Below are 25,691 nucleotides of genomic sequence, written 5' to 3'. Positions count from 1 at the left end.
CTGGCGGGCAGGGAGATCACCAGCGGGCCGGTGCAGACGGTGGGCTCGGCCGTGGCCTCGGGGGCCGCGGTGCTCCAGGTGCTGACCGAGACGGCTCAGGAGAACATCGAGGAGGAGTTGGAGGACTGTGCCGATCTGGCGCGCTCGGAGGTCCTCACTCGCTACCCCACGCAGTTCAAAGGCCAGAGTCCTTCGGATGCTGAATGCATGCAGTGGACGGAGGACAACAATGGCAGACGCGTGACATGGGCCATGCGTCTGGGGACGGAGATGCATGCGGTGGCGATCGAGTGCGCCACGAGCGTCTTGAACCGGCTGCGCCAGGGAGGCTTCAGCCTGGATCCGTGCTATCGCTACAACATCAAGACAGGGAAGACGACGTTCGTGAGCTGTGAGGAGGTGAAGGACCTTCTCGGGAGGGGATGTGGCGACGAGTTGATAGGCACTTTCCGGCCTGATGTCGTCCTACATTCAGGCAATCCGCTGGATGTCCAAGCCGTCTACGACTTCAAGTTCCCCTGCGTGCATGACGGCAAGACAACTCCCAGGTGGAGGGATTACCCCGAAACGTCCCCTCATCATGGTTGTAATCAGGGAGAATTGTATGAAAAGGCCTTGAAAGTAGAGCCAGTGCCCATCTTCCCACGGTGGGGAATCGTCCCATGAGCGAGCGTTACCCGAGAATTCGCACTCAAGCACGGAATGGACTCCCCATCCGCGAAGGGCTGAGCTTGAGCTTCTACATGAAGCGCCCTCACTTGGACATGGTGCAGGAGGTGATGCATTGCCTCGACACATACCTCCGCGTTGTGGGAGCCCAGACGCTCCAACGGTATGTGGATCACGAAGGTGAGTGGCAGAACCTCGACGAAGCAGGTTGGGAGCTCACACGGCGCAAGCTGCTCGAAAGACCCCGACCAGGCGTCGAACTCCTGGGATGGACCGGTGACGACCGATATGGGTTCATCTATCGGGGAAAGAACCCAGATGACCCCATCCTGCCTGGAGATACAGGGGAAGTCTGTGCATTGAGCATCTGGCTGCCCACTGAGTACCTGGAGGAGCACGGACCCGGGAGGCTCCAGGAGCTGGCCCTGGAGCTGGCAAGCACCTTGCCCTTCTGCTCCGGCCATGCCGGTCTCTCCTTCCACTGCGAGATCCAGGTGGCAGGAGTGAGAAGAAAACTCCGCGAGTACTGCTTCCGCTACCCAGGCCTGGACATCCCGGAGTTGGAGCACCTCTCCTTGAATCTCGGCACCCGCGTGCGAGGACCCGCCTGGCTCACCTTCCTGGGTCAGCCGGTCCTGGGTGCGCTGGGAGGTGTCACGACGCTGCGAACCCGCCTGTCCTCCCCCGGCACCACCGTGCAGGAGTTGAACGGAGATCGCGCCGTCGTGACCCTGGGCCCCTGGCCCGAGGCCGGCGATACCGAACAGGGCCAGTTGCTGCCCGCCTACCGGGAGCTGGCGCGCGTCCTGGAGCCCTGGATCTATCGCGAGGAACCGGGCCGTCCAGGGCTCGAGGTCCCCGAGTCGACGCGCCGCTGGGAGCGCCGGTTCCTCGATTGAGCGGGCCTGGCCGCCTGAAGGGAAAGCAGCCCCGGAGGATCATCGCGGCGAAGAGACTTTTCTTGATATCCTGGATCTGGACCACCGATGAACGCGCCCAGACCCCAGAGCTGGCTGCTCGCGGCACTGCTGCTGCTGTGTGCCTGCACGCCCCCTCCCGAGCCGCGGCTCCGGCTGGGCACCATCCCCTGGCCCGGCAACGAGCCCCTCTTCCTCGGCCAGGAGCTTGGGTTCATCCCCGCCCAACGCGTCCACCTGGTCGAGTACGTGTCCTCCGCCCAGCTCCTGCGGGCGTTCCGCAATGGCGCCATCGACGCGGTGGCCGCCACCCTCGAGGAGGTGCTGTCCCTCGAGCAGCTCGGCCATGAGCCGAAGGTGGTGCTGGTGCTCGACGCCTCTCACGGGGCGGACTGTGTGATGGCCCGGCCCGACATGGAGTCCCTCTCCGCGCTCGAGGGCAAGCGGATCGCCTCCGAGGAGTCACTGCTCGGGGTGTACATGCTCACCCGTGTGCTCGAGCAGGCCGGGCTGAAGCGCGAGGACGTGCGGCTGGACATCAGCCCCCTGGGGAGCCACGTGGCGGCCTGGCAGCGGGGCGAGCTGGATGCGGTGGTGACCTTCGAGCCGTACTGCCAGCAGCTCGCCAGCGTGGGTGCCCGCAAGCTCTTCGACAGTTCCCACATCCCCGGGGAGATCCTCGACGTCGTGGTGGTCCGCAAGGAATTCCTCGAGGCCTGGCCACGGCACGTGGACGCGCTGCTGCGCGGCTGGTTCGCCACCCTCGCCTGGAAGCAGCAGAATCCCCAGGACGCCATGAAGCGGATGGCGGGGCGGCTCGGCCTGGACCCGCTGCGCTTCCAGGAGGCCATGTCCGGCGTGCGGCTCATGGACGAGCGGGCCCAGCATGCCCTGCTCACCGGCGCTCAGCCTGATCTGCGAGAGACCCTCGAGCGGATGGGGGTGTTGCTGCGGCACCACCAGCTCCTCCCCGGACTCCCGGGACGTACGGAGTCCTCGCGGGTGCTCGAGACGGCGCCCCTGCTGAGGGTGTCGCCATGACGGCGTCCGTTCCAGCACGGCGCGCCGGGTGGCACCGGCTGCTGTCCATGCGGGTGCTCGTCCCGCTGATGTTGCTCGCGTACGCGTGCTTCTTCGGCCTCTACACCCTGGGGCGCGACATGGCGCACCGCGAGCAGCAGGTGGAGGAGCACGTCCGCGAGGAAGTCACCCAGCGGATGACGCACCTGCAGGGGACGCTCGAGTACCTGATGCGCACCGGGCAGCGCGAAGCCGTGCGCGAGGAGCTCGCCGACCTGGGCTCCAATCCCCATCTGACGGTGGGGCTGCTCCTCGACGATCAGCGCAACGTGCTGGGCTCCACCCGGCTCGCCCTGCTCGGCCATCCGGTCTGGGAGGCCTGGCCGGAGCTCATCCGTCCGGGAGCCCTCGCCCGAATGAAGAGCGTGAAGGTGCGGATGAGTGGAGACGTCCGGGTGAGCGAGGACGGCTCGCGGGTAGAGGGCTATTACCCCATTCAGCTCAGCACGCAGCCCCTGGGGAGCCAGGTGGGCATCCTCTACCTCCAGCACGATCTCTCGCAGCTCAAGGCCGCGCAGCACTACCGGGCCGAGCGTTCCGCGCTGCGCTCGAGCCTCCTGCTGGTGCTGATCGCCGGGCTGATGGGACTCTTCTTCCACTTCGCGTTGGGGCGGCGCGTGCGGCGCCTGGAAGCCGCCGCCCGCCGCCTCGCGGGAGGGGAGCTGAGCGCCCGCGCCGGGTTGCGCGGGGTGGACGAGCTGGGGACGCTGGGCCGGGCCTTCGACGAGATGGCCGAGCGCCTCAGCCAGGAGCGGGAGGCCCTGCGGCGCTCGGAGGCCAGCTTCCGCACCCTCATCGAGCGCACGCCGGACGCCGTCTTCGTCCACCGCGAGCGGATGCTGCTCTTCGCCAACCCCGCGGCCAGCACGCTGCTCGGCTACGCGCGCGAGGAGGAGCTGCGGGGCCGCCCGGTGGAGGAGCTCCTCATGCCCGGGGAGCAGGATCCCCTCGCCGAGAGTTCCCTGCTCGGCTCGGCCCGGGAGGTGCGCTTCCGGCACCGGGAAGGCCAGCAGGTGCTGGGCGAGGTGGTGACGTTCTCCATTCCCTTCGATGGGCAGCCGGCGGTGGTGTCCATCGCGCGTGACGTCACCGAGCGCAAGCAGGTGCAGGAGAAGCTGCGCACCACCGACCGCATGGTGTCGCTCGGCACGCTGGCGGCGGGCGTGGCGCACGAGCTCAACAACCCCATCTCCTACGTGCTGAGCAACCTGCGCTTCGCGGTGGACGAGCTGGGGGAGGCGGGCGCGGCGGGCAAGCCGCTCTCGGACGAGCAGTCCCAGGAAGTCCAACAGGCGCTGCGCGAGGCGCTCGAGGGCGGCGAGCGCATGCGCCACATCGTGCATGACCTGCGGAGTTTCTCGCGCAGGGAGGACGAACACTTCGGCCCGGTGGACATCCACGCGGTGCTCGACTCGTGCGCGAGCCTGGCGCGCACGACGATCCGCCACCGCGCGCAGTTGGTGAAGGAGTACGGGGAAGTGCCGCGCGTGCTCGCCAACGAGTCGCGGCTCGGTCAGGTGTTCCTCAACCTGCTCGTCAACGCCGGCCAGGCCATCCCCGAGGGGGACGCGAAGGCGCACAGCGTCCGCGTCACCACCGAGCGCGTGGACGAGGTCTGGGTGGTGGTTTCGGTGCGGGACACGGGCGTGGGGATTCCGCCGGAGAACCTCCAGCGGCTGTTCAAGCCGTTCTTCACCACCAAGCCCGTGGGCGTGGGAACAGGGCTGGGTTTGTCCATCTGCCACGGCATCGTCACGGCGATGGGCGGGCGCATCGAGGTGTCCAGCGAAGTGGGCAAGGGCACCACCTTCCGCGTCTTCATGCCCGTGGCCGACAAGGCCAGCGGTCAGACGAAGCCCGTCTGATGTAGACTCCCCTCGTCACTGAGGATGTCTTGTTGTAGGCGCGCGAGTTGGCGCGATGGGGGGGGAAGTGAACCACCACTGGGCCGAGGACGCCGAGGAGTCGAAGTTCATCTACACGAGCGGTGCAGCGGCCTTCGTACATGGCGTCTGGTGGGATCCGGAGGGACGCACCGGCGACGAGGTCTCCGCCGACCCGGATAATCGCTACCAATCCCCGGTCTATGTCTTCGACTTCCTGCGTTTGATCCAGCTCGAGACGGATGCGACCGAGCAACCCGTCGATGCGCCCTACCCTGAAGTCATGCAGCTCGGCAAACTCAGCTCACTGTACCGGGGCACGGACTTCCCCGAGTTCCAGGTATCCAGGATCAAACTGCTGGTGACGCGGCGATACGCGCCCAACGCAGCCTGGACCGCTGGTGAACACGCGGGAACCATTGAAGCCTACAAAGGGCGCCTCCACTTCAGACTGGGTTCGGCGACCATCAAGACGACGCTCGACAAGATCTACCGGTTGCCCTGATGACGCGGTTGCCCTGATGACGGAAATATCCTGACGGACAGCACAGTGAAGCACAGCTGCGCCACTCAAGCCCCCATGCAGCAGAGGCGGCACGGCTCGAGCGCCTGAACCTCGACTGGGGCGCCGCGGACCTGTTACGCTCCGAGCACCCGCTGGAAGACGCACGAGGGGGGCTCGCGGCGTAAGCAATCCCGGCCGCCCAGGCTCTTCTCGACCTTTGGAGGAAGAGAGCCATGTTGCATCTGCTGGGCAGGATTGTCGCGCTCATCACAGTGGTGTCCGCCGGTACGGCGAGCGCCTCGTGTGCGGCCCTCGTCGAGAAGAACCACAGCGCGAGCTACGCTGGCCCGGCGCCGGTGCCAGAAGTACCCGCGGTGGCACCCGCCCCCCCTGACAAGGCCACCGTCGTCGAGCTGCTCACGACCTGGTACGCGGATGAGCTCCGTAGGGACAACAAGGCCCTGGCCAACACGCTGCGAAAGCTCGATGCCAGCGCCTACAACGCCTTCCTCGCGCAGAACAAAGCCAAGGCACTCGCCTGCGTGGACAAACTGCCCGCGGAGCTGAAGCCCCAGGTGGAGAAGTACCTGTCGGCCACGGAGACGGCGCAGCAGGATTCCGTCCTGCGCAAGCTCCGCAAGACCACCGAGGGACAGCCCAAGGAGGTTCTCGACTGCCTCAGCGTGTCCCTGGTGAGGCTGAGCAGCCAGGGGGTGCTCATCGGCGGGTTGCCCCGGGGCAATCCGAACAAGGCCTCCGAGCAACTCAAGCCAACCCGCCACAATCCGGGGCTGGTATACATCCTTCGGCCCCAGGTGCTCACCGCCTGGCCCGGCCGCGCCGACTCAGCTCTTCGGATTCTGGACCCGCGCCAGGGACCCTGGAAGGTACGGCTGGCGCATACCTACGAGAAGACGGTCGGAACCCACAGTCAGGAATGGAAGGAGAGGTTGCTCTTCAGAGTCCAGGAGTACGCCGAACTGACGAACAACGGCCACTTCCTGCTCGTCGACGACAAGGACGCTCCCCTCGGCTGGCTCGACATGGACCAGGCCGCCTTCTTCGAAGAAGAGTGGGCCGAATACGCCGAGGAATCTAAATTCGCCTACACGAGCGGAGCAGCGGCATTCGTGCATGGCGTCTGGTGGAATCCAGAGGGACGCACCGGCGATGAAGTCTCCAGCGACCCGGGCACCCGCTACCAATCCCCCGTCTATGTCTTCGACTTCCTGTATTTGATCCAAATGGAGACGGATGCGACCGAGCAACCGGCCGATGCGCCCTACCCTGAAGTCATGCACCTTGGCAAACTCGGCTCACTCTACCGGGGCAAAGACCATCCCGACTCTTATGCATCCAGGATCAAACTGCTCGTAATGCGTCGGTACGCGCCAGACGCAGCCTGGAAATCCGGCCAGCAGGTTGGAACCATTGAAGCCTACAAGGGGCGCCTCCACTACAGACTGGGCTCGGCGACAACCAAAACAACACTCGACAAGATCTACCGGTTGCCCTGATCAGGGAAGACTCCATGGCCGGCAACGAATACCCTTTCATCAAGCAAGGCGAGCAACAACACCCGCCCGAGAACGCGGGTCCCATGACTCGCGTCTACCCCATCGACGATTACACGATCTCCCCCGAGATCCTGGCCCACGCCACGAGGTACCATTTCATCAAGGTGCCACTGATCGGTCAGTTCAACCCACTCGCTGGCGTAGACAACTGGTGTGGACGCACATCGTCTTCGATGCTGTGGAACTACCACCAGCTCGCCGCTGGAAAGGTGAAGTCCAGGGACGATTACATCAGCCAATGGCGCGGACCGGATGGGAAGGGGCAGATGAACCTGCGCTTTCCATCGGGCGACATCGCGTTCGTCCTGCCCAGCGGGGAATACGCCTTCCTCGGACAGCTCGACAAGGCGTTCACGGCGGCCTTGGAGGAGTCCACCATCCTGCCGGATGCTGCGGATCGCAACCAGCGCCTTCGAGATGCGGAAAGGATTCGCTCCTCCCTGGACGATCAGCGCAAACATCTCGGCAAGATCCTCCAATCACTCGCCGACAACAACCCAACCCTCATCTACACGGGAATGTCCACTTCGTACGGTGGGCATATCATCCTCATCTGCGGTTTCTGTGAGATGCCCGATAGCGATGGTAGCATCAAGCTCTGGTTGCTCATCGCGGATCCCTCTCCTCCCAAGCTGACCAAAGGACCCATGTGCACCTCTGTCGGCACAGGGGACGAGGATGACTGCAAATATCTATCAAATCTGAAGGAAGGGCATAACGCGCTTGTCTCGATTGTCAAGGGCGATTGGCTGAAGAGCCGCGGCTTTCTCTATCTCGTGCGCGCGAGCAAGTTCTTTGAGCGGAACACCTTCGCCGGTGACAGGGCGCTGTGGATGGACGACTTCTTGAACAAGAAGCCAGGGGGCTACATCATTCACAAGCCCACACCAACTCCACTCGATCCCCGGCTGGTGCTCACCAAGAACGTCATCAGTAGTATCTGCTTTCCGCTGCAGGAAAACCCTTACGTACTGTCGAGCCCGATCCGGTACTTTGCTCAGGCAGAGACGGCAGGCACGGGGTTCTATCCTCTTGGCTCGAATCAGGCATTGCACGGCGGAATCCACCTTCCACCGGCATCCTCGGACCATCCCGTCAGAAGCATCGCGCCCGGATACATCGTGGCCGCGCGGCTCTCGAAGAATCCAGCCACCACTCCGGTCCTGGACTTTCTCAGCAGCCACAATGGGTTCGTCCTCGTACGACACGAGGCCGTAGAGCCCCATCAGCCCGACAAGGCGCCAGCCAATGACATGAGCGCGGGCGATACGCAGGCGCCAGCCCCGAAACCACTGCCTTTCTACAGTTTGTATATGCACATGCCGCCGACGGACTGGCCCAAGAGACAACCAAAGGAGCCGTCCAAGAGGCAGACACAGAAGCAGCCCGGGCCACCAGACCTGTCCGTGGAGGTTCCCTGGCTCCGTCGATTCTACCTGGCTCGCCAGGGCGCTGTAGTGAACCTCTCCGCCGAGCGCGGCCAGATCGGGCAGATCTTCTGGTCAGCAGCCGACCTCCCCTCCGATGGGAACGCGGATGAGTGCGAGATCCACGCGTCACTGAAGGATCTCGATCTGACGCAAAAATGGAAGCTTCGCGGCGGCAATCGCTATCTGGGCTATGCCAAGCGCCCACCCGGTGATTTGAAGCAGGGCTATAAGGCACTCCAGGCTGGCGCGGTCGTGACTTTCTCGAGCCCTTTCCTGAACGTGGGCCATGGTGATGTTCTGGGTCTCATCCAACCCGACGCCCGGCTGGAGTCTCACGGCTGTCTGCACTGGGAAATCCTCGCGCCCACCGCCAGGGACAATGCAATCGAAAAGGCCTGGAAACTGGCGAAAAAACTCGCACTGAAACTCCCCGAACTGGCTGAAGCCGGTGATGGCAAGGACAACCTGCTCGAGGAGGAAGAACTCGAGGAGTTGTTGCTGGAGAAACTGCCCACCGACAAGGATAAGGAGGAGGCAACACTCATCCTGGCCGCCATCAAAAAGAAGAGCCACACTGGTTTCAAGAACGCGATGAGTCGGTTCATCGGGAGTACTTCGACCTTCGCGGAGCTGCCTGCCAACCAGCAACTCACAGAGCCCACGTTGAGTGCTGCATTGACCAGAGCACAGTGCGCGGCCATGAAGTTCTATGCCATCACACTCAACATCGACAACAAGTCATACCGAGTCGCTCCGGAAAAAGACAGGCGCCTCCCTTTCCCGGTGACCATCAAATACCTCGTCCGGGGTACCAATGGTCAGGCGGACAGGAGCATTGCCGAGGCAAATGTCATGTTGAACGAGGAGGAACTCGAGAAACCGTTGATCAAACTGCACCTCAAAGTGCCAGCGGATGCGGATGCGATCGACATCATCACCCCTCATTTTCATCTCGATGCCTCGGTCAGCAAGCAGGACGAAGTCCGCACCAGTCTGGCTCGTTCCCTCCTCGCGGCGCGTTGGCGGGGTGTCGTGCTGAAGCACACCACCGAGTGGAGCCTGGACGGACTGAAGAAGCTCGTTCACAAGCTCTGCGAGGAGGATCTGCTGGAGACACCACCCGGGGAGTCCGACAAGGCCTTCGAGGAGGTCAAACCAACCGCCTGGTACGGGATCGATCAGGGGAAGCTCGAGGAACCGCCAGAAGATGGCCAGAAACAAGCCTCCGCCTCACCCAAGCCGCATCCCGTGGTCGAGATCCCCGTCCTGGGCCGCGACGGTCAGGAGGCCTCTCTCTTCGACGAACGCGCGGGAATGCTCCCCAGGAGCGGAGAGGTTCTCAACGTCCACCCGGTCACCTTCTTGTGGCTCCTCAAACTGCTGCAGGAGAACAATGACCTCAATCTCGTCACGGAGTTCACTCCGGACGCGAGCGGCGGCAGCGGCGACGTCCAGAACGGAGACACGCCCCAGTTCTGGGGCTGGTTCCCTCATGACTCCAAGCCCACCGTGGTGGGCAAGCCCCTCAGCGTGGTCTCCATCCGGCGGGACTGGGGACACGGACCGGTGAAGCTGGTGGCCGAGCAACTCGGCGGAAATTCCAGCGGCCCATCTCGTGAAATCGAGCTCGCGGCGGGCAAGTACAAGGACGGAGTCTTCTCCGCGACGGTCGTCCCCTACTTCTGGGGGCAATGGAAGCTCAAGCACAAGGGCCACGAGAACGCGACGCCCCAGACCCAGGGCGGAGTCGAGGCTCCGGTCATCGTCACCGTCCCGGAGCCCAGACTCGCGGAGAGCTTCGCGCCCCAGAAGGAGCCCAAGACCGGCCTGTACGGCTCCGAGCTCCACTTCCTCGAGAACTGCCCCGAGTCACTCGCTGGCTATCTCGTCTACCAGTTCACCAAGGTCGCCCTCCCCCTCGGCAAGGAGTTCCCGGAAGCCGAGCACTGGCAGCTGGATGACGAGACCGCCGGATACATCGTTGGTCTCAAGAAGGGCGCGAAGAACGTCACCACGCACTACACCTTGAGTGACTACCTCAATGCTTCCGACAACGCCCAGCGCGTGAGCGTTGACCTGTGCCGGGCCGTCGAGTCCTTCCGCAAGGCCAGCAAGACCCGGCTGAGGGTGATCGACCTCTCCGAGGATGGCCGCACCGCGACGCTGGAAGCTCCATCCGGCGCGAAGCTCGATGCCCTCCTCGCGTGTGCTTCCGGCCAGCAGCCCAACGCCTACGACACCGGCATCACCGTCAGTGAGCACGAGGAGGAAGGGCCCAAGAAAAGGAAGAAGAAGGTCATCCGCGTCGAGTTCTCGGCCATGAGGACTCCGCGACCGTTGCGCTGGCAGGATGCGAGCCATGGCAACCATGTGTATGCCACCCGGCTCACCAAAAACGACGGGCCCCTGGTGGAGCACGAGGGCTTCCTGACGGGCCTCCAGCCCAAGAAGAAGGATGCCAAGGTCTCCGCCAGCTTCTGGTGGAGCAGCTACCGCAAGGTCGCGAGCACCAAGGACTTCAAGCTGAGCAAGCACCTCGCGGACCAGGTGGAAGCGCTGCGCAGCCACTTCGGCAAGCCCCTGCGTATCGAGACGGTAAGCGAGGACGGTCTCTCGGTGGGGGTCCGCTGCAACGACTGGGAGAAGAAGAAGGCGTCGCTCGAGACTGCCGCCAGAGCGCTCACGTACCAGAAGCAAGACCAGGTGGAGCCATCCTTCATCCCGCAGAAGCTCGCCTTCGTGGAGTTGGTCTCGCCCTCGAAGAAGGGACAGTCCAAGCCGCCCAGGGCGGGGGCGAAAAAGGGCCAGCAGGAGAAGAAACGGGAGGTGCTGATGCTCTCGGTGGAGCCACCAGAACTCAGCACTTCCGGATGGCTCTGCCTCGACTTCGATCCTCGCGACATCTTCGCGGCGTTGCTGCGCCAGGCCGCGCCCACGCCGGACGAGCGGGTCTGGCTCAAGATGTCCTTCCTCGCGCCCAACGGCCGCGGTATCGAAGCCTACGAAGGCCCCAACCGCTCGCTGGTCCAGGCTCCAGGAGCCACGGACGCCGCCGGTGGCCTGCGTGCCGGGGTCGAGGGCGTATTCAAGACACTCGCGCAGCCGGGTTTCGAGTCCGTACGCGTGACCGTCGTGGGCCAGAAGCTCGCCATCCGGATCCCCCTCCGGGGCAGCAAGGCGGACTGGCTCAACGCGAAGCCCGTCATCCTCGTCGACAAGAAGCCCTACCCGGTGAAGCCCAACTCCACCGGGCTCGAGCTTCTGCTCCCCCTCACGGAGCAGACCCGGGACCGGGTGGAGGTCGAAGCGAACATCACCAACCCGGAGGCCATGTTCGATGGGGAGCGCATCGCCATCGCGCCCGTGCGTTGGAGCGGCAGTACCATCCCTGTCGTTGGCCCTCTGCGCAGGGAGGAAGAAGAGCCAGGAAAGCTCACCTTCCGAGCCAGGGCCCTCTGCTTCCCCACCCGCGCCTTGCCCCTGAAGCTGCGCTGCACGCTCGTGAGCAGTCCCTTGCAACAGAGTCCGCTCGCGGGACCCAAAGACAAGCGGAAGAAGAAAAAGAAGTTCCGCACCGAGTTCTTCGTGCGCAACGCACACGTCACCTACGAGAAGCCCGACCTCAACGGAGAGTTCGGCGCGGAGCTCGATGTCAGCACGCTCGAACCGGGTGCGACCTACCGATTCGAGCTCGTCCCTGGCACGCCCGATGGGAAATTCGCGGGTGGAAGAGCGGGGCCGCTCCATCTGGACTACACGGCTCCGGCCCTCGAGCACTGAAACTGGAGAGCACGCATGTCGGATACAAGCAAGGATGGCAAGCTGCCCACCCTCCGGTTGGACCTGGGCTTCGTCGGAGTCATCAACCTCGTCGCTTCGCCGCTCACGACACTCAAGCTCCACCCCCCCACACTCGCCCCTGCCAGCGAAGCACCCGGCGGCCCGGCTGAAGCGAGCGACGAAGAAGACGACACGCTGAGCCAGGATTTCGTCGATCCAAGCACCATTCGCATCCGGCAGCTCGAGACATCATTCAAGGTCACGGGTGAATACACGGGTTTCACGGAACAGACCGTTCCAGCCACCCTCACCTGGGTCGTGTATGACGACACCACCAACCTGACCCATGAGTCCACGCTCAACGGCACGCTGCACCTCAACAACGGCTCCTTCGAGTTCAAGGAAGTGAAGGGCAAGCAGGAGGCTCATCCGAGGCTCCGGGTGTTGGAGCACCGGGTATTCGGCAAGGGGTGGATCGACTACCGCATCACGCCGCAGTATCCGCACGCCCCGAGCGTGGCGCTGTCGGATTGTCTCAAGGAAAAGGCGGCGGCCCTCAGACAACACACGCCGAGCAGCATGTGGGATTGGGATGCCGAACGCGGCATCCAGTTCGACAACCCACTGGACGTGGAGTTCGAGCCGGAGAGCGGCTTCGTCATGGGAAAGACCCTCGAATTCACGCTCATCGGAGGGGCTCTCGTCAGGAAGTTGCTCCGCAAGGGCCATGGGGTGCGGCTCGTCATCGAGGAGGAGGACGGCCAGGAGAAGAAGGCCAACAGGAGCAAGAGCGATCTGCGGGCCGAGCTGGTCTGGAATCAGGAGAACAAGGACAAGAAGCTGCCCTGGCTGATTGGTTGTACCGTGGCCAGCACTCCGGACGCGCCCAGGTTCGAGTATCCCGAGGCCAACGAGGAGGCGGCGCACGAGTTCTTCTACAGCATCCTCATCGATCACCCGACGCCCGAGCCCAAGCCCAGCGCCAAGGGAAAGACCCCCGCCCAACCCAAGCCCGTCCAGGTCCTCAAGCCCAGGCAACTCCTGGTCCTCTTCCGCCCCACGCTCGAGTCCTTCTCTCTTTCGTTCGAGCCCGCGGACGAGGATTCCGCGCCACGGATCGCCGCCCGGGGACAGATACGGGACCTGGACCCAACGCCCAACGTCTCGGTGGACGTCAGTCTCTGGCGCAGGTCCGACAAGGGACGTCGCGTCGCCTTCATGCGCGTTGGCCAGCCCGTGAACGCCCAGCTCGTGAATGGCCGGTTCGAGGTGGACCTGTACTCATTTCTCCAAGGCTACGGCCCCACCACGCACGAAGATGACCTGTTCTGGCAATGGCTCTCGAGCTACGAGCGGCCCCCACAGGGCACGAAGCCAGAGCCCGCGCTGTTCGCGACGGTGTGCTTCAACGTCAGGCACCTGGCCAACCCTGGCCTGCCGGCCTACACGTCGCTCAACTTCAACTCCGAGGTCTTCGACGCCTTCAGTGAGGGCCAGGGGGACCTGAGCAACCCGCTGAAGGGAGGGAGCATCTGCTCCGCGGAGTCTCGAAGCGGGCCCGCCCTGGTGGAGCGTGTCCGGGCAGCCCTCAAGCGCTCTGAGTAGCTGGCCCTACTTCCGCCCGAGCGCGAAGCGGTGGGCTTGTGCCTCCTCACCGGCGAGCTTCTGACGCGCATCTGCTAGGGTCCCGGGGCGATGACGCCATCGAGCTCGACGCTCCGAGCGGTCCGCGGGTGGCTCGTCCCCGGGTTGGGGCTCCTCGCCGGCATGGGCCTCGTGTACCGCTCCCTCCTCCAGGGGCGGGTGCTCGCGGGGCGCGACGCCTTCCGCATCTTCATCCCGGACTCGGCCTTCCTCCTCGAGGCGCTGCGGTCCGGGGAGCTGCCCCTGTGGAATCCCTACCTCCGGCTCGGGCAGCCCTTCGCCGCCACGCTGTACTCGCAGGTCTTCTACCCGCCCCGGCTGCTCACCGTGCTGCTCGCGGGCCCGGAGCTGGGACTCACCCTCCAGCACCTGCTCCACGTGGTGCTCGCCGCCGTGGGCACCTTCCTGCTGCTGCGCCACCTGCGCGCCTCCCGCCCCGCGGCCATGCTGGGCGCCGCCGCCTTCGCGCTCTCGGCCCCCTTCGCCGACTTGTCCGCCCAGCAGAACGTCGTCAGCGCCGCCGCGTGGACGGGCCTCCTCCTGCTGGCCTCGCGCCGGGCCGCGCTCCAGCCCTCGTCCCGCCGCGCCGCGCAGGTGGCGCTCGTCGCGGGCCTCGCCTTCCTCGCGGGCTCCCCGGAGACGTGGTTGTGGCAGGCCCCGCTCGCCCTCGCCGTGGCGCTCGCCGCGCGGCGCGAGGTACGCACGCTGGTGGCCACGGGCGCGGGGCTCGCCTGGGGCTTCGTGCTCGGGGCGCTGGTGGCCCTGCCCGCGCTCGAGTTCGCCCGGAACTCCACCCGGGGCGCCGGACGGACGGACCAGCTCGAGTGGTCCCTGTCCTGGCCCCAGCTCCTCTCGGTGGCCTGGCCCTTCGCCGAGCACCCGCGCTCGCGTTACTGGGCGGGGGAGGATCAGTTCTTCATCCTCGTCCTCTTCCTGGGCACCCTCGTCTGCGCGCTGGCGCTCGCGGGCCTCGGGCGCTCCCGGCGGGCCCTGCCCTTCGGCCTGGGGGCGCTCGTCCTCACCCTGCTCGCCCTCGGCGCGCACTTCCCCCCGGCGGCGCTCGTCCTCCAACTGCCGCCCTTCCACCTCTTCCGCTACCCGGTGAAGTACTTCGTCGGAGCGGCCTTCTGCATCGCGGTGCTCGCCGCCTTCGGGCTGGACGTACTCTCCCGCCGGGCCCGGAGGGGACGCCGCTCCCTCGTGCACGTGGCCGCGGTGGTGGCCGCCCTCTTCGCCGCCCTGCTCCTGGGCCCTCCCGTCGCGAAGCTCCCCCTCTTCCGCTCCGGCGTGGAGGCCGGACTGCCCTGGGTCGTGCTGGCGCTCGGCGCGGGGGCCCTGGCCTTCATCCTCCCCGCCGCCGGCCCTGGCCGGGGTCTCCGGGTCCGCCGGGCGCTGGCCGTGGTGGCCCTCGTGGAATTGGGCGCATTCCATCTGTTGCAGGGGGGCACGGGCAGCGCGCCGCTCGCATCACTCCGCCGCGCTTCCCGGCTCGCCGCCGCCATTCCTCCCGGGTACGCGGGCCGCGTCAGCGTGGACCTCGGCTCGGACGAGCTCTCCGAGGTCCCCACCGCTCCGAGCCCCACCGCCGCGCCCCTGCCCGGCGAGGAGGGCTCATACATCGCGCTCAGCCGGGACGCCCTCGTGCCCAACCGCTTCGTCGAGGAGCGGCTGCGTGTCTTCGAGGGCTATGGCGCGCCGGAGCCCCTGCGCATCGAGTCCCTCTACGAGTCGGGAGCGCGCGCGGCCTTCGACCTGGCCGGGGTGGGCTACTACGTGCGCCGGGGCGCGCCGCCCTTCGAGGACCTGGAGCCCGTGCTGGCCTTGCCGGGGCTGCCCACGCTCTACCGCTCGGACACCGCCATGCCGAGGGCCTTCGTGGTGCACACCGCGCGCGTGGCCAACGACGCCGAGGCCCAGGCGGCCTTCGAGGATCCCGCCCAACCGCTGCGCCGCGCCGCCCTGCTCTCCGAGGGCGAGCCCCTGGAGGGACCTGGCTGCGAGGGCTCCACGGCACGAGTGACGGAGGCGGGCCTGTCCCGGGTGGAGGTGGCACTGGAGGCGTGCGGTCCGGGCTACCTGCTCCTGGGCGACTCGCACTACCCCGGCTGGGAAGCCACGCTGGACGGAACCCCCGTGCCGGTGCTGCGAGCCAACTCCGTCATGCGCGCGGTGCGGGTGCCTCCGGGGGCGCACTCGGTCCGCTTCGACTACCGCCCGCTCAGCTTCCGGCTGGGGGCACTCCTCTCCGTGCTCGCGCTCGGCGCGTTGGCCCTGGCGCTCCGGCCCCGGGGAAACAGGCTCACCGCACGGTGAGATCCACGGCCACCTCCACCTCATGGCCCTCGCGCACGGCCTGCTCGGAAACGAGCGCGGTGCCACCACCGCCAGGGCATTCGAGGTGGTAGGGGCTCCGAGCGAGCACGTCGGCCTCACGGGTATCCCGGGTGGTGGGGTACGCCACGCGCAGGGCGAAGGAGCCGTCCGGCCCGGTGGTGGTACGCGGCTCATATCGGAGCGTCTGGCCACGAGCCGTCTCCAACTCCAGCACGGCCGTCACGGGCGCATGGGGACCACAGCGGCCACGCAGCACGGCCCCGGGCACCACCTCGAACAGGCGAGCATAAGGGAGCCCGGGCTTCTTCCTGCGTGACTCGGCCGAGTCGTGCACGAGACGGAAGTGGGCGCTGGCGGCGCGCTCTCCGGTGGCCAGGCCCGCGTGCTCGTGGAGCCAGGGCGAAATGGTGCCATCCAGGGATTGGCCGGGACGTCCGAGCAGCTCGTTGAACGGGGTGAGCAGGAGGTAGCGGGCGGTCAGCTCCCGGGCCAGGGCATAGGCCTCCTCCTCGGTGGTGGCGCCGAGGACGGCGGCGGCCCGGGCATTGGCGCGCTGGTGCACGGGCACCTGGGAGAAGGGCGTGGCCACCGCGGGGCGCTCGGCCCAGAGGACCAGCAGGTGCCCCATGTCGTACTGCGCGATGACACCCCAGGCGGGGTGGACCCGCACGTCCCAGGGCGGCGAGGGCGGCGGAGTGTGCTCGCGCATCCACGTGAGGGTGGAGCGCACGGGGGCGATGGCGCCAGGCTCCGTGGAGCGCGGAAGGGGCACGGCCTCACCGAGCAGGGGCAGCCCCACGAGCGCGAGAACAGCCACCGAGGCGCGCTGGGGCAACGGGCGCAAGCCGCGCAAGACACCACCCAACGAGGAAGCGATGAGCCATGCGGCGCTCCCCACGAGGGCCTGGGTGAAGCGTGCCTGGAGGAGCGAGGCGGCGGTGAGCGACAGCGCGCCGAGGAAGACAGGAGCCAGGGACACCTCGCGCTCCCGCCACAGGCGCACGCCCGCGGCGACGAGCGCCACCGGGAGCAGGAGCAGCACCGGGCCGAGCAGCTCGCGAGCGAAGTCCGGATCCTTCCAGAGGGGAATGGACTCCATGACGACGGCGAGGAGCGGGTCCCCGAGCAGGAGGTGCTGGAAGGCGCGGACCAGCTCCGGGACGAGCGGGAGGGCGCAAGGCAGGGCGAGGCCGAGCTGGAGGATCCAACCCCGGTGGCGCTCGAGGAGCGTGGCGAGTCCCGAGGCCCCGGCGATCAGGGCCAGGGCGAGCAGGGGCTGGAAGGAGGTCAGGCCGTAATAGGTGAGGGACGCGGGCTCACCGAACAGCAGCACGCCCAGGGCCAGCACGGCGGCGGCGCCCAGGCCCATGGACAATCCCACCCGGCCCACCCCAGGGCCCGGCGTGTCACGGCTCAGCCATGCCGCCAGCGGAAGCGAGGCGGCGAGGCCCGGCAGCAGGACGAAGCCACTGGTGGTGAAGAGCGGCGCGAGCCCCAGCACCGCGCCCGTGACCGCCCCGAGCAGGACACTCCGCTGGCCCAGGGCCCGGCCCAGCAGGAGCGCGCAGAGGGCGGCGAGGGTGGGCTCGTGGACATGATGGTCCGCGGTGCCGAGCGTCCCGGCCATCACCCCCGCGGGCACCAGGGCCAGGAGCGCGAGGGTGCCGAGCGCCACTCCCCTCCCCCACCAACGGCGGATGAGCAGGGAGAGCAGCCCCAGCTCGAGCAAGGAGACGACGGGACCCACCCACGCGGCGGTGCGCTCGGGCTGCCCGGAGCCTGGCGCGAGGAACAGGGCCACGCCCCAGGTGTGCAGCGGAGGCCAGATGATGGAGGCCCCGGTGGGGTGGTTGATGTACGGATCGAAGGGCTCGAAGCGCGGGAAGGCGAGCTGCTGGAGCCGGGCGAAGCGGATGTAGTAGTGCGAGTCGGTGGGGACGAGCTCCACGGAGCCGCCGCCGAGCACGTTCCGCCAGTCCGCGGTACGGGCGGCGAGCGCGAGCGCGAGCACCGCGGCCCAGGCCAGCCAGAACGCGGCGTTGCGCCAGGTGGGTCCAGTCGCCTTCAGATGACGCTCCCCGGAAAAAGCGACAGCCCCACGCGGCCACTCGGGCCACGCGGGGCTGGTTGCACCGCGAATGCGGCGCGCTGCTTCAGTCGGCCTTGTTGGCGCCGAAGTTCGCCAGCGACTTGCGCTGCAGCTGGTTGGTGGCCGTCTGTCCCGTGTTCTTCACTTCCTCGTTACCGGCCAGGGCCTCGGCGGAGGCGCCGAAGAGCTTGCGGATGTTGTTGCCGAAGAGGGTGATGACGCCGATCGCCGCGATGGCGATCAGGGCCACGATGATGATGTACTCGGTCATACCCTGACCACGGCGCTTGCCCAGCTTCTTCAGGTTCTTCTTGGTGGCGATCATTGAAATCTCCGGGGTGGCAGGTGGCGGGGGTCAGCCACCAACGACGATGTGCAACCTACATGGGTCCCCGCCCCACCTCCATCCGTCATCGGGAGGATGATCGTACTTCCCTCGGATTCCATGGACCTGAGAACTGGCGGACTTCCATAGCCGTCAGAATGTTACCTGGCGGACAGATAGGCGCCCGCCAGGGCCGCCGCATGGGGGCCCGGAGCGCCAAGTATCGGATTCTAAAGGAGAACCCCCTCCCCCGCAGGGGACATCAGGGGGGGCGATTCGTTATGTTTCGCACCTGCCCATGAACCTCCACTTGCTGCAAGCCGTCCAGATTTCATGGTCTCCCAGCCTGCGCGTGACTCGCGCCGGGGGGATTGTGAGACCGTGCTGCACCGCCCCACCTCGGAGCTGATGGAGCGGCCGCTCCACGTGGTGCTGGGAACCACCCCGGAGAAGGTCCGGGAGCTGGATGCCCTGGCACGCGAGGACAGGCGGGCCGTGGAGTTCCTCTATACCTCGCTCGGAGGGGGAGATCCGCTGCCCCTGCGGCTGACGCTCGTCATGGAGGAGGGCGAGGCCACCGCCGTCATCGTGGACCTGCGCACCCTGCTGGAGGGCGCGCCGCCGGTGCAGCTCTCCGGGCTCGCCTCGCAACTGAGCCACGAGCTGCGCAACCCCCTCAGCTCGGTGAAGATGGCGGTGCAGACGCTGGCCCGCAACACGGGCCTGTCCGAGAGGGACCAGCGCCGGCTGACCATCGCCAACCGGGAGATCCGCACCCTGGAGCGGATGCTCTGGCAGCTGTCCGAGTACGGCCGGGGCACCACGCCCAACCTGGAGCAGCATGCGCCGCGCACCCTGGTGCAGGAAGCCATGGCCATGGTGACCCCGGAGCTGACCGAGCGCCGCGTCGAGGTACAGATAGACGAGGCACCGGACGTGCCCCGGGTCCGGGTGGATGCGGGCAGGCTGCGGCCGGTGCTGGCCCAGGTGCTGCTCAACGTGGCCATGGGGATGACGGAGGGGGGCGCGGTGAAGGTGGCCATCCGCCCCGGCCCCGAGGGACGGGTGGTGATGGAGCTCGTGGAGCCCGCCAGCCTGCTGCCCGAGGAGAAACCGGACTCGCTCTTCAAGCCCTACGAGTGCCACCTGGCACGGGGCGCCGGCCTGTCCCTGGCGGCCCTGCGCCGTGTGCTGCAGCACCAGGGGGGTGAGGTCTCCGCCGAGACGGCCCCCGGGACCGGCACCGTGTTCACGCTCACCTTCGCCGCCTGAGGAACATGGAGACGCTTCTCATCGTCGACGACGACCTCTCGCTGCTCGAGTCCTTGAAGATGCACTTCGAGGACATCGAGCACGATGGCGCTCCGCGCTACCAGGTGGTGACGGCCACCCGCGCCGCCGAGGCGCTCCGGGTCGCGCAGGAGGTCATGCCCAGCGTCGTCATCCTCGACATGAAACTCCCGGACCGCACGGGCCTGGACATCATCGAGGAGATGAAGAGCCTATGCGGGGACGCGCGCATCATCCTCGTCACCGCCTTCCATGACATGGAGACGACCATCCGGGCCATGAAGGCCGGGGCTTTCGACTACATCCACAAGCCCTTCCCGGACCTGACGGCCCTGGACATCGTGGTGTCCCGCGCCCTGGAGTACCGGCAACTGTCGCGCCGGGCCGCCACGGTGAACGTGGAGACGGCGGCGGCGCGCCTGGGTGACATCGTCGGCACCAGCCCGCTCATGCAGCAGCTCGTCAAGGAGATCGGCAAGGTGGCCGCCAGCCGCGCCACCGTCCTCATCCACGGCGAGAGCGGCACCGGCAAGGAGCTCATCGCCCGCGTCATCCACAACTACTCCTACGACGAGCCCAAGCCCTTCATCGGCATCAACTGCTCGGCCATCGTGGACACCCTGCTGGAGAGCGAGCTGTTCGGCCACGAGAAGGGGGCCTTCACCGGCGCCAACGCCGTCAAGCCCGGCAAGTTCGAGATGGCCGAGGACGGCACCATCTTCCTGGATGAAATCGGCGACATGTCGCTGATGCTCCAGGCCAAGCTCCTGCGCGTCCTCCAGGAGCGCGAGTTCGAGCGCGTGGGCGGCGTCAAGCGCATCAAACTGCGCGCCCGCGTCATCGCCGCCACCCACCGCAACCTGGTGGAGGAGGTGGGCGCCGGCCGCTTCCGCGAGGACCTCTACCAGCGTCTCAAGGTGATTACGCTGCAGCTCCCCCCGCTGCGCGAGCGCCGCGACGACATCCCCTCGCTGGTGCACCACCTGCTGGAGCGCATCAACGAGAAGGTGCACAAGCGCGTCACCCGCGTCCCGCCCGAGGTGTTGGCCCACCTCGTGCGCCTGCCCTGGCGGGGCAACGTGCGTGAGCTGGAGAACGTCCTGACGCGTGCGGTGGTGCTCGCCCCGGGTGAGGTGCTGCTCTCCGACAACCTGCCCGCGCTCGAGTCCAACGAGCTCGAGCATGGGGGCGGCCCCGTCAACGGCCACCCCGTCCACACCAACGGACACTCCCTGCCCGACTTCCTCGTCGCCCCCATCGATGATCCCAGCCGCATCCCCACCCTGGAGGAGGCGGAGCGGATGCTCATCGAGCTCACCATGACGGTGACCAAGGGCCACAAGGGCAAGACGTGCCAGATCCTCGGCATCAGTCGCCCCACCCTGGAGCGCAAGCTCCAGAAGTACGGTGTGCGACAGGATCAGCAAGTCTGAGCGTCGAAGGACGCTTTCCGGACATTGTCTTCCGTCCGACAACTCCCCGCACGATTTGAACGAAACGTTCAACTTGATCAGACTGTTTGAACGTTCTGTTTCAGGTTTCGGACATTCGGAAGGTGAGAAACGGGGGGTGTAGCGCCAAGTAGCCGTCATTGCAGGCTTTTTCAGGACTTGGGAGAAGCGTTGGGGTTGGCACAAAGCTTGGAAAGGGACTGTTCCGTCCGCAGCAAAGCAACCCCACTTTCAACCGCCTGCAGGAGTGCCCACATGCACGGTTTCAATCGTCCCCTCGGTCCCATCGGCTCCAACGTCGTCGCCCCCATCCAGACCACCAGCTCCGGGATGCTCGTCACGGCCAACAAGCTGATCCCCGGCCAGGAGGCGATCGACTTCAAGGGCTACTTCAAGGTCGAGAGCTTCCCGCACAACTCGGTCATCTACCGCCCGGGCGACACGACGGACCGCGTGTACCTGCTCAAGAGCGGCCGGGTGCGCCTGATGCGGCTGGGCAAGAACAGCTCGCGCTCGGTGGTGAGCATCCTGCGTCCGGGCGACCTGTTCGGCGAGCTGTTCCGTCCCGAGGGCACGCCGGTGGAGGAGATGGCGATCGCCTCCGGTGAGGCCGAGGTGTGGAGCATCGAGGGCCGCGACTTCCGCGCGCAGCTCGAGGCCCGGCCGGCCCTGGCGGTGGACGTGGTTCGCGCCTACGCCGAGCGCGTGCGCTCCCTGCGCAAGCGCGTGCTGGGACTGACCTTCAAGGAAGTGCCGGCCCGTCTGGCCGACACCCTGCTCACCCTGGCCGAGGCCCACGGCGAGCGCTGCCCGCACGGCGGTGAGACGGACCTGCGTGGCATCACCCAGCAGGATCTGGCGGACCTGGTGGGCGCCTCCCGCTCCTTCGTGTCCACGCTCATCAACGAGATGAAGCGCGATGGCGTGCTGGGCAACGTGGGCCGCATCCTCTGCATCCGCGACCAGAAGGCGCTGCGCAAGCTGGCCTCCAAGGAGAAGTGAAAGAGAAGTGATTCGGCCGTAGAGCGGTTGTCTCGAGCCCCGGCTGCCGCCCCTTCCCAGGGCCTGGCGCCGGGGTTCGCCATTTTCCGGGCACCGCGCACGTGTCCGGGCTTGCCCTGTCCGCCCGGGCGACCCAGCATGCGCCCGCCCGTGACCACTTCCCTGCCCGAGTCCTCCTCCCCGCATCGCACGTACACCGAGCGCCGCGCCACCGCCGAGGCGGAGCTGAAGCGGCTGGACGATGTCAGCGCCCGCTACGCCAACCTGCGCGCCCTGGTGTTCCTCTCGGGAGCGGCGGTGGCGGGGCTCGTCCTGTTCCACCGGCTGCCGAAGACGGGGTGGTGGGCGGCGGGAGCGGCGTTCGCCGTGTACCTGGTGCTGGCGGTGCTGCACCATCAGGTGTTCCTGCGCGAGGAGCGGCAACGGCTGTACATCCAGCTCAACGAGCGGGGGCTGGCGCGGCTGACGCGGGGCTGGCACGACTTCGCCGAGCGGGGCGAGCGCTTCCTGACGGGCTCGCACCTGTACGCGGCGGACCTGGACGTCTTCGGGCAGGGCAGCGTCTTCCAGCTCATGAACGAAACGGCGACACGGGCGGGCGAGGAGCGGCTCGCGGCGTGGCTGGCCTGGCCGGCACAGGCGGAGACGGTGAGGGCCCGGCAGGGAGCGGCGCGCGAGCTGGTGCCCCAAGTGGGGTTCCGCCAGGACGTGTGCGTGGAGGCGCGCACGGTGGCGAAGGAGAAGGCGGACCCGGGCCTCTTCATCCAGTGGGTGGAGAGTGGGCCGTCACTCACGAGCATCCGGTGGGCGAGGCCGGTGGCGGTGGTGCTGCCGCTGGTGACGCTGGCGCTGATGGTGCTGGGAAGCTTCGACGTGGTGCACGGGCGGGCGTGGTGGGGAGGCGTGCTGGCGCAACTGGCGGTGGTGAGGGCGACGCGGGGCCCGCTGCGCACCATGGAGGAGAAGCTGAACGCGGGCGAGCACGGCTTCGTGCGCTACGCGCCCATCTTCGAGAGGGTGGAGCGGGAACGTTTCGAGCACCCGGAGCTGCGGCGGGTGCAGGGCGGCATGCAGCACGAGGGAGAGCCGCCGGTCTCCACGCACCTGAAGCGGTTCAGCAGGCTGTACTCGTTCGTGGAGTTCAAGCGGCACCAGTTCCACCCTCTCGTGCATCTGTTCACGCTGTGGGACGTGCACGCGTTGTTCGCGCTGGAGCGCTGGAAGGAGCAGCACGCGGCGCGGGTGCGAGGCTGGTTCGAGGCACTGGCGGAGCTGGAGGCGCTCTCGTGCCTGGCGGGGCTGGCCTTTGACCGGCCGGGCTTCACGTGGCCCACGCTGGAGGCGGACGGGCCGAAGGTGAAGACGGTGGGAGTGGGCCACCCGCTGCTGGACGAGCCGGTGCTGAACGACGTGGAGCTGCCGGGGCCGGGCTGCGGGCTGCTGCTGACGGGCTCCAACATGTCGGGGAAGACGACGCTGCTGCGAGCGGTGGGGTTGAACACGGTGCTCGCGCTGTCGGGAGCGCCGGTGTGTGCGAAGAGCTTCTCGGTGTCACCGCTGCAGGTGCTGACGAGCATGCGGGTGAAGGACTCGCTGGAGCGGGGCGTGTCGTACTTCTACGCGGAGGTGCAGCGCATCAAGGCGGTGCTGGACGCGGCGGCGGCGGCGAAGGGACACGCGATGTTCCTGCTGGATGAGATCCTCCTGGGGACGAACACGCGGGAGAGGCAGATCGCCTCGCGAGAGGTGCTGAGGCTGCTGCTGGCCACGGGGGCGATCGGCGGGGTGACGACGCACGATCTGTCCCTGGCGAGCCTGGCGGAGGAGCACAGCGGGAAGGTGGTGAACATGCACTTCCGTGACCATCTGGAGAACGGAAAGATGGTGTTCGACTACCAGCTGAGACCTGGGGTGGTGGACACGACGAACGCCTTGAGAGTGCTGCGGATGGCGGGAGTCCCGGTGGAGGATCCGGAGCAGGTATCACTCGCGGACCCGACCTCCCCCAATATCCCCTCGCCCTCCGGGAGAGGGACGGGGTGAGGGTGCCCGTCCCCGTTCTCCAACCCCGAGCTCACAACCAGTTATCCGGGATGCGCGAGCGCTGAAGCTCTCGAAGACCCTCTGTGAGCAGGGGCAACAACCGCTGTGCCTCCACGGGCCGGGGATTCCACCTGCGAAGCTCGGCCTCGAAGGATTGAATCAGCGCCAGCGTTTCCTTGCGTCCGAGCCGCGAGAAATCAGGAACGCGCATCCCGAGTGCCCTGAACCCACTCTGGATGCTGGACCTGTGAGTCTCCTGGAAACGAGCCGCGACGTTCCCATGGAAGAGCAGCCGGAGGGTCAGATCCCGCGCCCGCTCGAACCCATTCCGCTCGAGGGCGGAAATCTCCGGCCGACCCAGTAGAGCCTGGAGGGTGTTGTAGTGCTCCCGCAGCGGGCCGTGCTGCGTATCATGCACCACCGCATCTCCCTGGAAATAGCGCTCGAAGATCACATGATCCGCCGAGAGACGGGCACGCAGGTCGGCGGTACTGACGCGCACGGTGGCGGTCTGGTGCCCGCCCAGACGTGACCACACCGCGAGGTTCTCCCCCTTGCGCAGCCCCCGGAGCAGATCGGGCCGGAGCGAATCCACGGAGCCGCGGGTCGCCTTCTCCCAGCGGGCCAGATGCGCCGTGGCGCCGGAGAACGTACCGGGCGCACTGCCGTCATAAGCCCACATCGTGCGGAGGTTGGGGAAGAGCTCGCGCCACGCCTCCATGGTGGTCTCGCCACCGTTGTAACAAGCGGCGAGGCACAGGTCCTCGACCCCCGCCGCGGCCCTGGGCATGGCCTCCGCGAGCCGGGCGAAGTCACGACGGGTGAGCACGCCATTCTTGAAGCGCCCCTCCTCTCCCCACAGGCTCGTGCCCCCGCTGTGCCCGGAGAGCACGAGGCGCGAGGGAACGACGCCCCCCTTCTCCGCCCGGGCCCACACCAGGGCCAGCTGCGCCAGCTCGTCACGGGCATCCTCGCCCGCCCTCTCGATGGCGGCCGCCACCTGTTTCCCCTGGGCGAGCGGCAGCCCCAGGGTGGCCACGAATCTCCGGATGCCGTCAGGGGTCCGCAGGTCGTGGATCCGCATCGCGCCATCCGGACCACTGGCACGGACGTGATCATTCTGGAAGGAGTCCCGGACGGTGGTGACCCGGGCTTCGGGGTTGGACTTCTGGAGGGCCTCGGCCTCGGCCTGGGCGTGCGGGTTCATCCCGAGCACGAGGGTGTCATCGTTCCGCCGCGAGCCTACGCTGGTCATGGTCATGCCCGGGCACAGGGCAAGTCATGGGCCACGGCGGCGCGCCGTCATCTCGAGCCCTTGCGCGAAACAGCCACGCCGGAAGCGTCCCGAGGCCCGTGCGGCGTCCATGGCGCGAGACCACGCACGCCAGGGAGGCGGAGGGGCAGGACGAGGCCGGAGCATCGCCCTACCCCGGGCTCCGGTCAGTCGGCGTAGTAGAACGCGCCGCCGCTGATGAAGGCGCTGGTCCCCGCGGGCGCCCTCATGATGTAGCAGTTGGCGCCATCGTAGGAGCCCTCCTGGCAGCTGGGCACGGCCGTCGTGTAGAAGTTGCCCGCGTGCTCGAAGGCCTGCGTGCCCCACGCCGCGCTCAGCAGGTGGCAGTTGGCGCCATCATTGCTGCCGCTGGAGCACGCGTCGTACGCCTTGTAGAAG

General features: G+C 67.1%; 17 protein-coding genes. 13 read left to right on the top strand and 4 right to left on the bottom strand.

The window, feature by feature from the left end:
* Window positions 1-69: 69 nt before the first annotated feature.
* The 9 genes from Q664_RS44925 to Q664_RS44885 all read left to right on the top strand — a co-directional run bounded on the left by Q664_RS44925 (window position 70) and on the right by Q664_RS44885 (window position 15,798).
* Entirely contained in the window at window positions 70-666 is a 597-nt protein-coding gene (locus Q664_RS44925; RefSeq protein ID WP_152622710.1) for a hypothetical protein, read from the top strand.
* A complete protein-coding gene (locus Q664_RS44920; RefSeq protein WP_052519481.1) occupies window positions 663-1,568 on the top strand; it encodes a DUF3396 domain-containing protein in 906 nt (301 codons plus the stop codon). The genes Q664_RS44925 and Q664_RS44920 overlap by 4 nt, the downstream gene beginning before the upstream one ends.
* 87 nt (window positions 1,569-1,655) lie before the next feature.
* The gene (locus Q664_RS44915) at window positions 1,656-2,627 is read left to right on the top strand and encodes an ABC transporter substrate-binding protein (RefSeq protein ID WP_052519480.1); all 972 of its coding nucleotides are present in this window, start codon (window positions 1,656-1,658) and stop codon (window positions 2,625-2,627) included.
* Window positions 2,624-4,531 (top strand): ATP-binding protein, encoded by a 1,908-nt coding sequence (locus Q664_RS53585; protein WP_052519479.1) that lies wholly within the window; start codon window positions 2,624-2,626, stop codon window positions 4,529-4,531. Before Q664_RS44915 ends, Q664_RS53585 begins: the two co-directional genes overlap by 4 nt.
* A gap of 67 nt (window positions 4,532-4,598) precedes the next feature.
* Complete coding sequence (locus Q664_RS44905) at window positions 4,599-5,054, top strand: hypothetical protein (RefSeq protein ID WP_152622709.1); 456 nt, start codon at window positions 4,599-4,601, stop codon at window positions 5,052-5,054.
* Between the two features lie 233 nt (window positions 5,055-5,287).
* Complete coding sequence (locus Q664_RS44900) at window positions 5,288-6,571, top strand: hypothetical protein (protein ID WP_043411447.1); 1,284 nt, start codon at window positions 5,288-5,290, stop codon at window positions 6,569-6,571.
* A 14-nt stretch (window positions 6,572-6,585) separates the two neighbouring features.
* Window positions 6,586-11,841 (top strand): cysteine peptidase family C39 domain-containing protein, encoded by a 5,256-nt coding sequence (locus Q664_RS44895; RefSeq protein ID WP_043411445.1) that lies wholly within the window; start codon window positions 6,586-6,588, stop codon window positions 11,839-11,841.
* Window positions 11,842-11,856: 15 nt separating this feature from the next.
* Complete coding sequence (locus Q664_RS44890) at window positions 11,857-13,446, top strand: hypothetical protein (protein ID WP_043411442.1); 1,590 nt, start codon at window positions 11,857-11,859, stop codon at window positions 13,444-13,446.
* Between the two features lie 90 nt (window positions 13,447-13,536).
* On the top strand, window positions 13,537-15,798 hold the full coding sequence (locus tag Q664_RS44885; protein WP_052519478.1) for a YfhO family protein: 2,262 nt from the start codon (window positions 13,537-13,539) through the stop codon (window positions 15,796-15,798).
* Here Q664_RS44885 and Q664_RS44880 read toward each other — a convergent pair.
* Both Q664_RS44880 and Q664_RS44875 read right to left on the bottom strand, forming a co-directional pair.
* The gene (locus Q664_RS44880) at window positions 15,785-17,830 is read right to left on the bottom strand and encodes a glycosyltransferase family 39 protein (RefSeq protein WP_043411438.1); all 2,046 of its coding nucleotides are present in this window, start codon (window positions 17,828-17,830) and stop codon (window positions 15,785-15,787) included. The two genes, Q664_RS44885 and Q664_RS44880, sit on opposite strands and share 14 nt — an antisense overlap.
* Before the next feature lie 142 nt (window positions 17,831-17,972).
* The gene (locus Q664_RS44875; RefSeq protein WP_043411435.1) at window positions 17,973-18,233 is read right to left on the bottom strand and encodes a hypothetical protein; all 261 of its coding nucleotides are present in this window, start codon (window positions 18,231-18,233) and stop codon (window positions 17,973-17,975) included.
* Between the two features lie 333 nt (window positions 18,234-18,566).
* On the opposite strand from Q664_RS44875, the gene Q664_RS44870 reads away from it, so the two are divergent.
* From Q664_RS44870 to Q664_RS44855, 4 genes are all read left to right on the top strand, one after another.
* Window positions 18,567-19,505, top strand: coding sequence for a HAMP domain-containing sensor histidine kinase (locus Q664_RS44870; protein ID WP_326938794.1), 939 nt, complete (start codon window positions 18,567-18,569; stop codon window positions 19,503-19,505).
* A 5-nt stretch (window positions 19,506-19,510) separates the two neighbouring features.
* The gene (locus Q664_RS44865) at window positions 19,511-20,956 is read left to right on the top strand and encodes a sigma-54-dependent transcriptional regulator (protein ID WP_043411433.1); all 1,446 of its coding nucleotides are present in this window, start codon (window positions 19,511-19,513) and stop codon (window positions 20,954-20,956) included.
* A 273-nt stretch (window positions 20,957-21,229) separates the two neighbouring features.
* On the top strand, window positions 21,230-21,976 hold the full coding sequence (gene mrpC / locus Q664_RS44860) for a Crp/Fnr family transcriptional regulator MrpC (protein ID WP_043411430.1): 747 nt from the start codon (window positions 21,230-21,232) through the stop codon (window positions 21,974-21,976).
* A 138-nt stretch (window positions 21,977-22,114) separates the two neighbouring features.
* Window positions 22,115-24,019: a MutS-related protein gene (locus tag Q664_RS44855; protein WP_084610888.1), complete on the top strand. Its 1,905-nt coding sequence runs from the start codon at window positions 22,115-22,117 to the stop codon at window positions 24,017-24,019.
* Window positions 24,020-24,050: 31 nt separating this feature from the next.
* On the opposite strand, the gene Q664_RS44850 is transcribed toward Q664_RS44855, so the two are convergent.
* Window positions 24,051-25,280 (bottom strand): hypothetical protein, encoded by a 1,230-nt coding sequence (locus tag Q664_RS44850; protein WP_043411427.1) that lies wholly within the window; start codon window positions 25,278-25,280, stop codon window positions 24,051-24,053.
* Between the two features lie 179 nt (window positions 25,281-25,459).
* Window positions 25,460-25,691: hypothetical protein (locus tag Q664_RS59690; protein ID WP_043411425.1), on the bottom strand; the 232-nt coding region annotated here is incomplete at its 5' end.

Source organism: Archangium violaceum Cb vi76 (assembly GCF_000733295.1).
GTDB classification, from domain to species: domain Bacteria; phylum Myxococcota; class Myxococcia; order Myxococcales; family Myxococcaceae; genus Archangium; species Archangium violaceum.
The sequence above is the reverse complement of the archived record's forward strand: the minus strand, read 5'-3'. Positions and strand labels throughout refer to the sequence as shown.

Bases quoted from the DNA above. Each gene is read 5' to 3' on its own strand.
- Q664_RS44870 (WP_326938794.1), top strand. From the start codon at position 18,567: ATGGTCTCCCAGCCTGCGCGTGACTCGCGCCGGGGGGATTGTGAGACC.
- Q664_RS44875 (WP_043411435.1), bottom strand. From the start codon at position 18,233: ATGATCGCCACCAAGAAGAACCTGAAGAAGCTGGGCAAGCGCCGTGGT.
- Q664_RS44915 (WP_052519480.1), top strand. From the start codon at position 1,656: ATGAACGCGCCCAGACCCCAGAGCTGGCTGCTCGCGGCACTGCTGCTG.
- Q664_RS44900 (WP_043411447.1), top strand. From the start codon at position 5,288: ATGTTGCATCTGCTGGGCAGGATTGTCGCGCTCATCACAGTGGTGTCC.
- Q664_RS53585 (WP_052519479.1), top strand. From the start codon at position 2,624: ATGACGGCGTCCGTTCCAGCACGGCGCGCCGGGTGGCACCGGCTGCTG.
- Q664_RS44850 (WP_043411427.1), bottom strand. From the start codon at position 25,280: ATGACCATGACCAGCGTAGGCTCGCGGCGGAACGATGACACCCTCGTG.
- Q664_RS44855 (WP_084610888.1), top strand. From the start codon at position 22,115: ATGCGCCCGCCCGTGACCACTTCCCTGCCCGAGTCCTCCTCCCCGCAT.
- mrpC (WP_043411430.1), top strand. From the start codon at position 21,230: ATGCACGGTTTCAATCGTCCCCTCGGTCCCATCGGCTCCAACGTCGTC.
- Q664_RS44865 (WP_043411433.1), top strand. From the start codon at position 19,511: ATGGAGACGCTTCTCATCGTCGACGACGACCTCTCGCTGCTCGAGTCC.
- Q664_RS44895 (WP_043411445.1), top strand. From the start codon at position 6,586: ATGGCCGGCAACGAATACCCTTTCATCAAGCAAGGCGAGCAACAACAC.
- Q664_RS44885 (WP_052519478.1), top strand. From the start codon at position 13,537: ATGACGCCATCGAGCTCGACGCTCCGAGCGGTCCGCGGGTGGCTCGTC.
- Q664_RS44890 (WP_043411442.1), top strand. From the start codon at position 11,857: ATGTCGGATACAAGCAAGGATGGCAAGCTGCCCACCCTCCGGTTGGAC.
- Q664_RS44920 (WP_052519481.1), top strand. From the start codon at position 663: ATGAGCGAGCGTTACCCGAGAATTCGCACTCAAGCACGGAATGGACTC.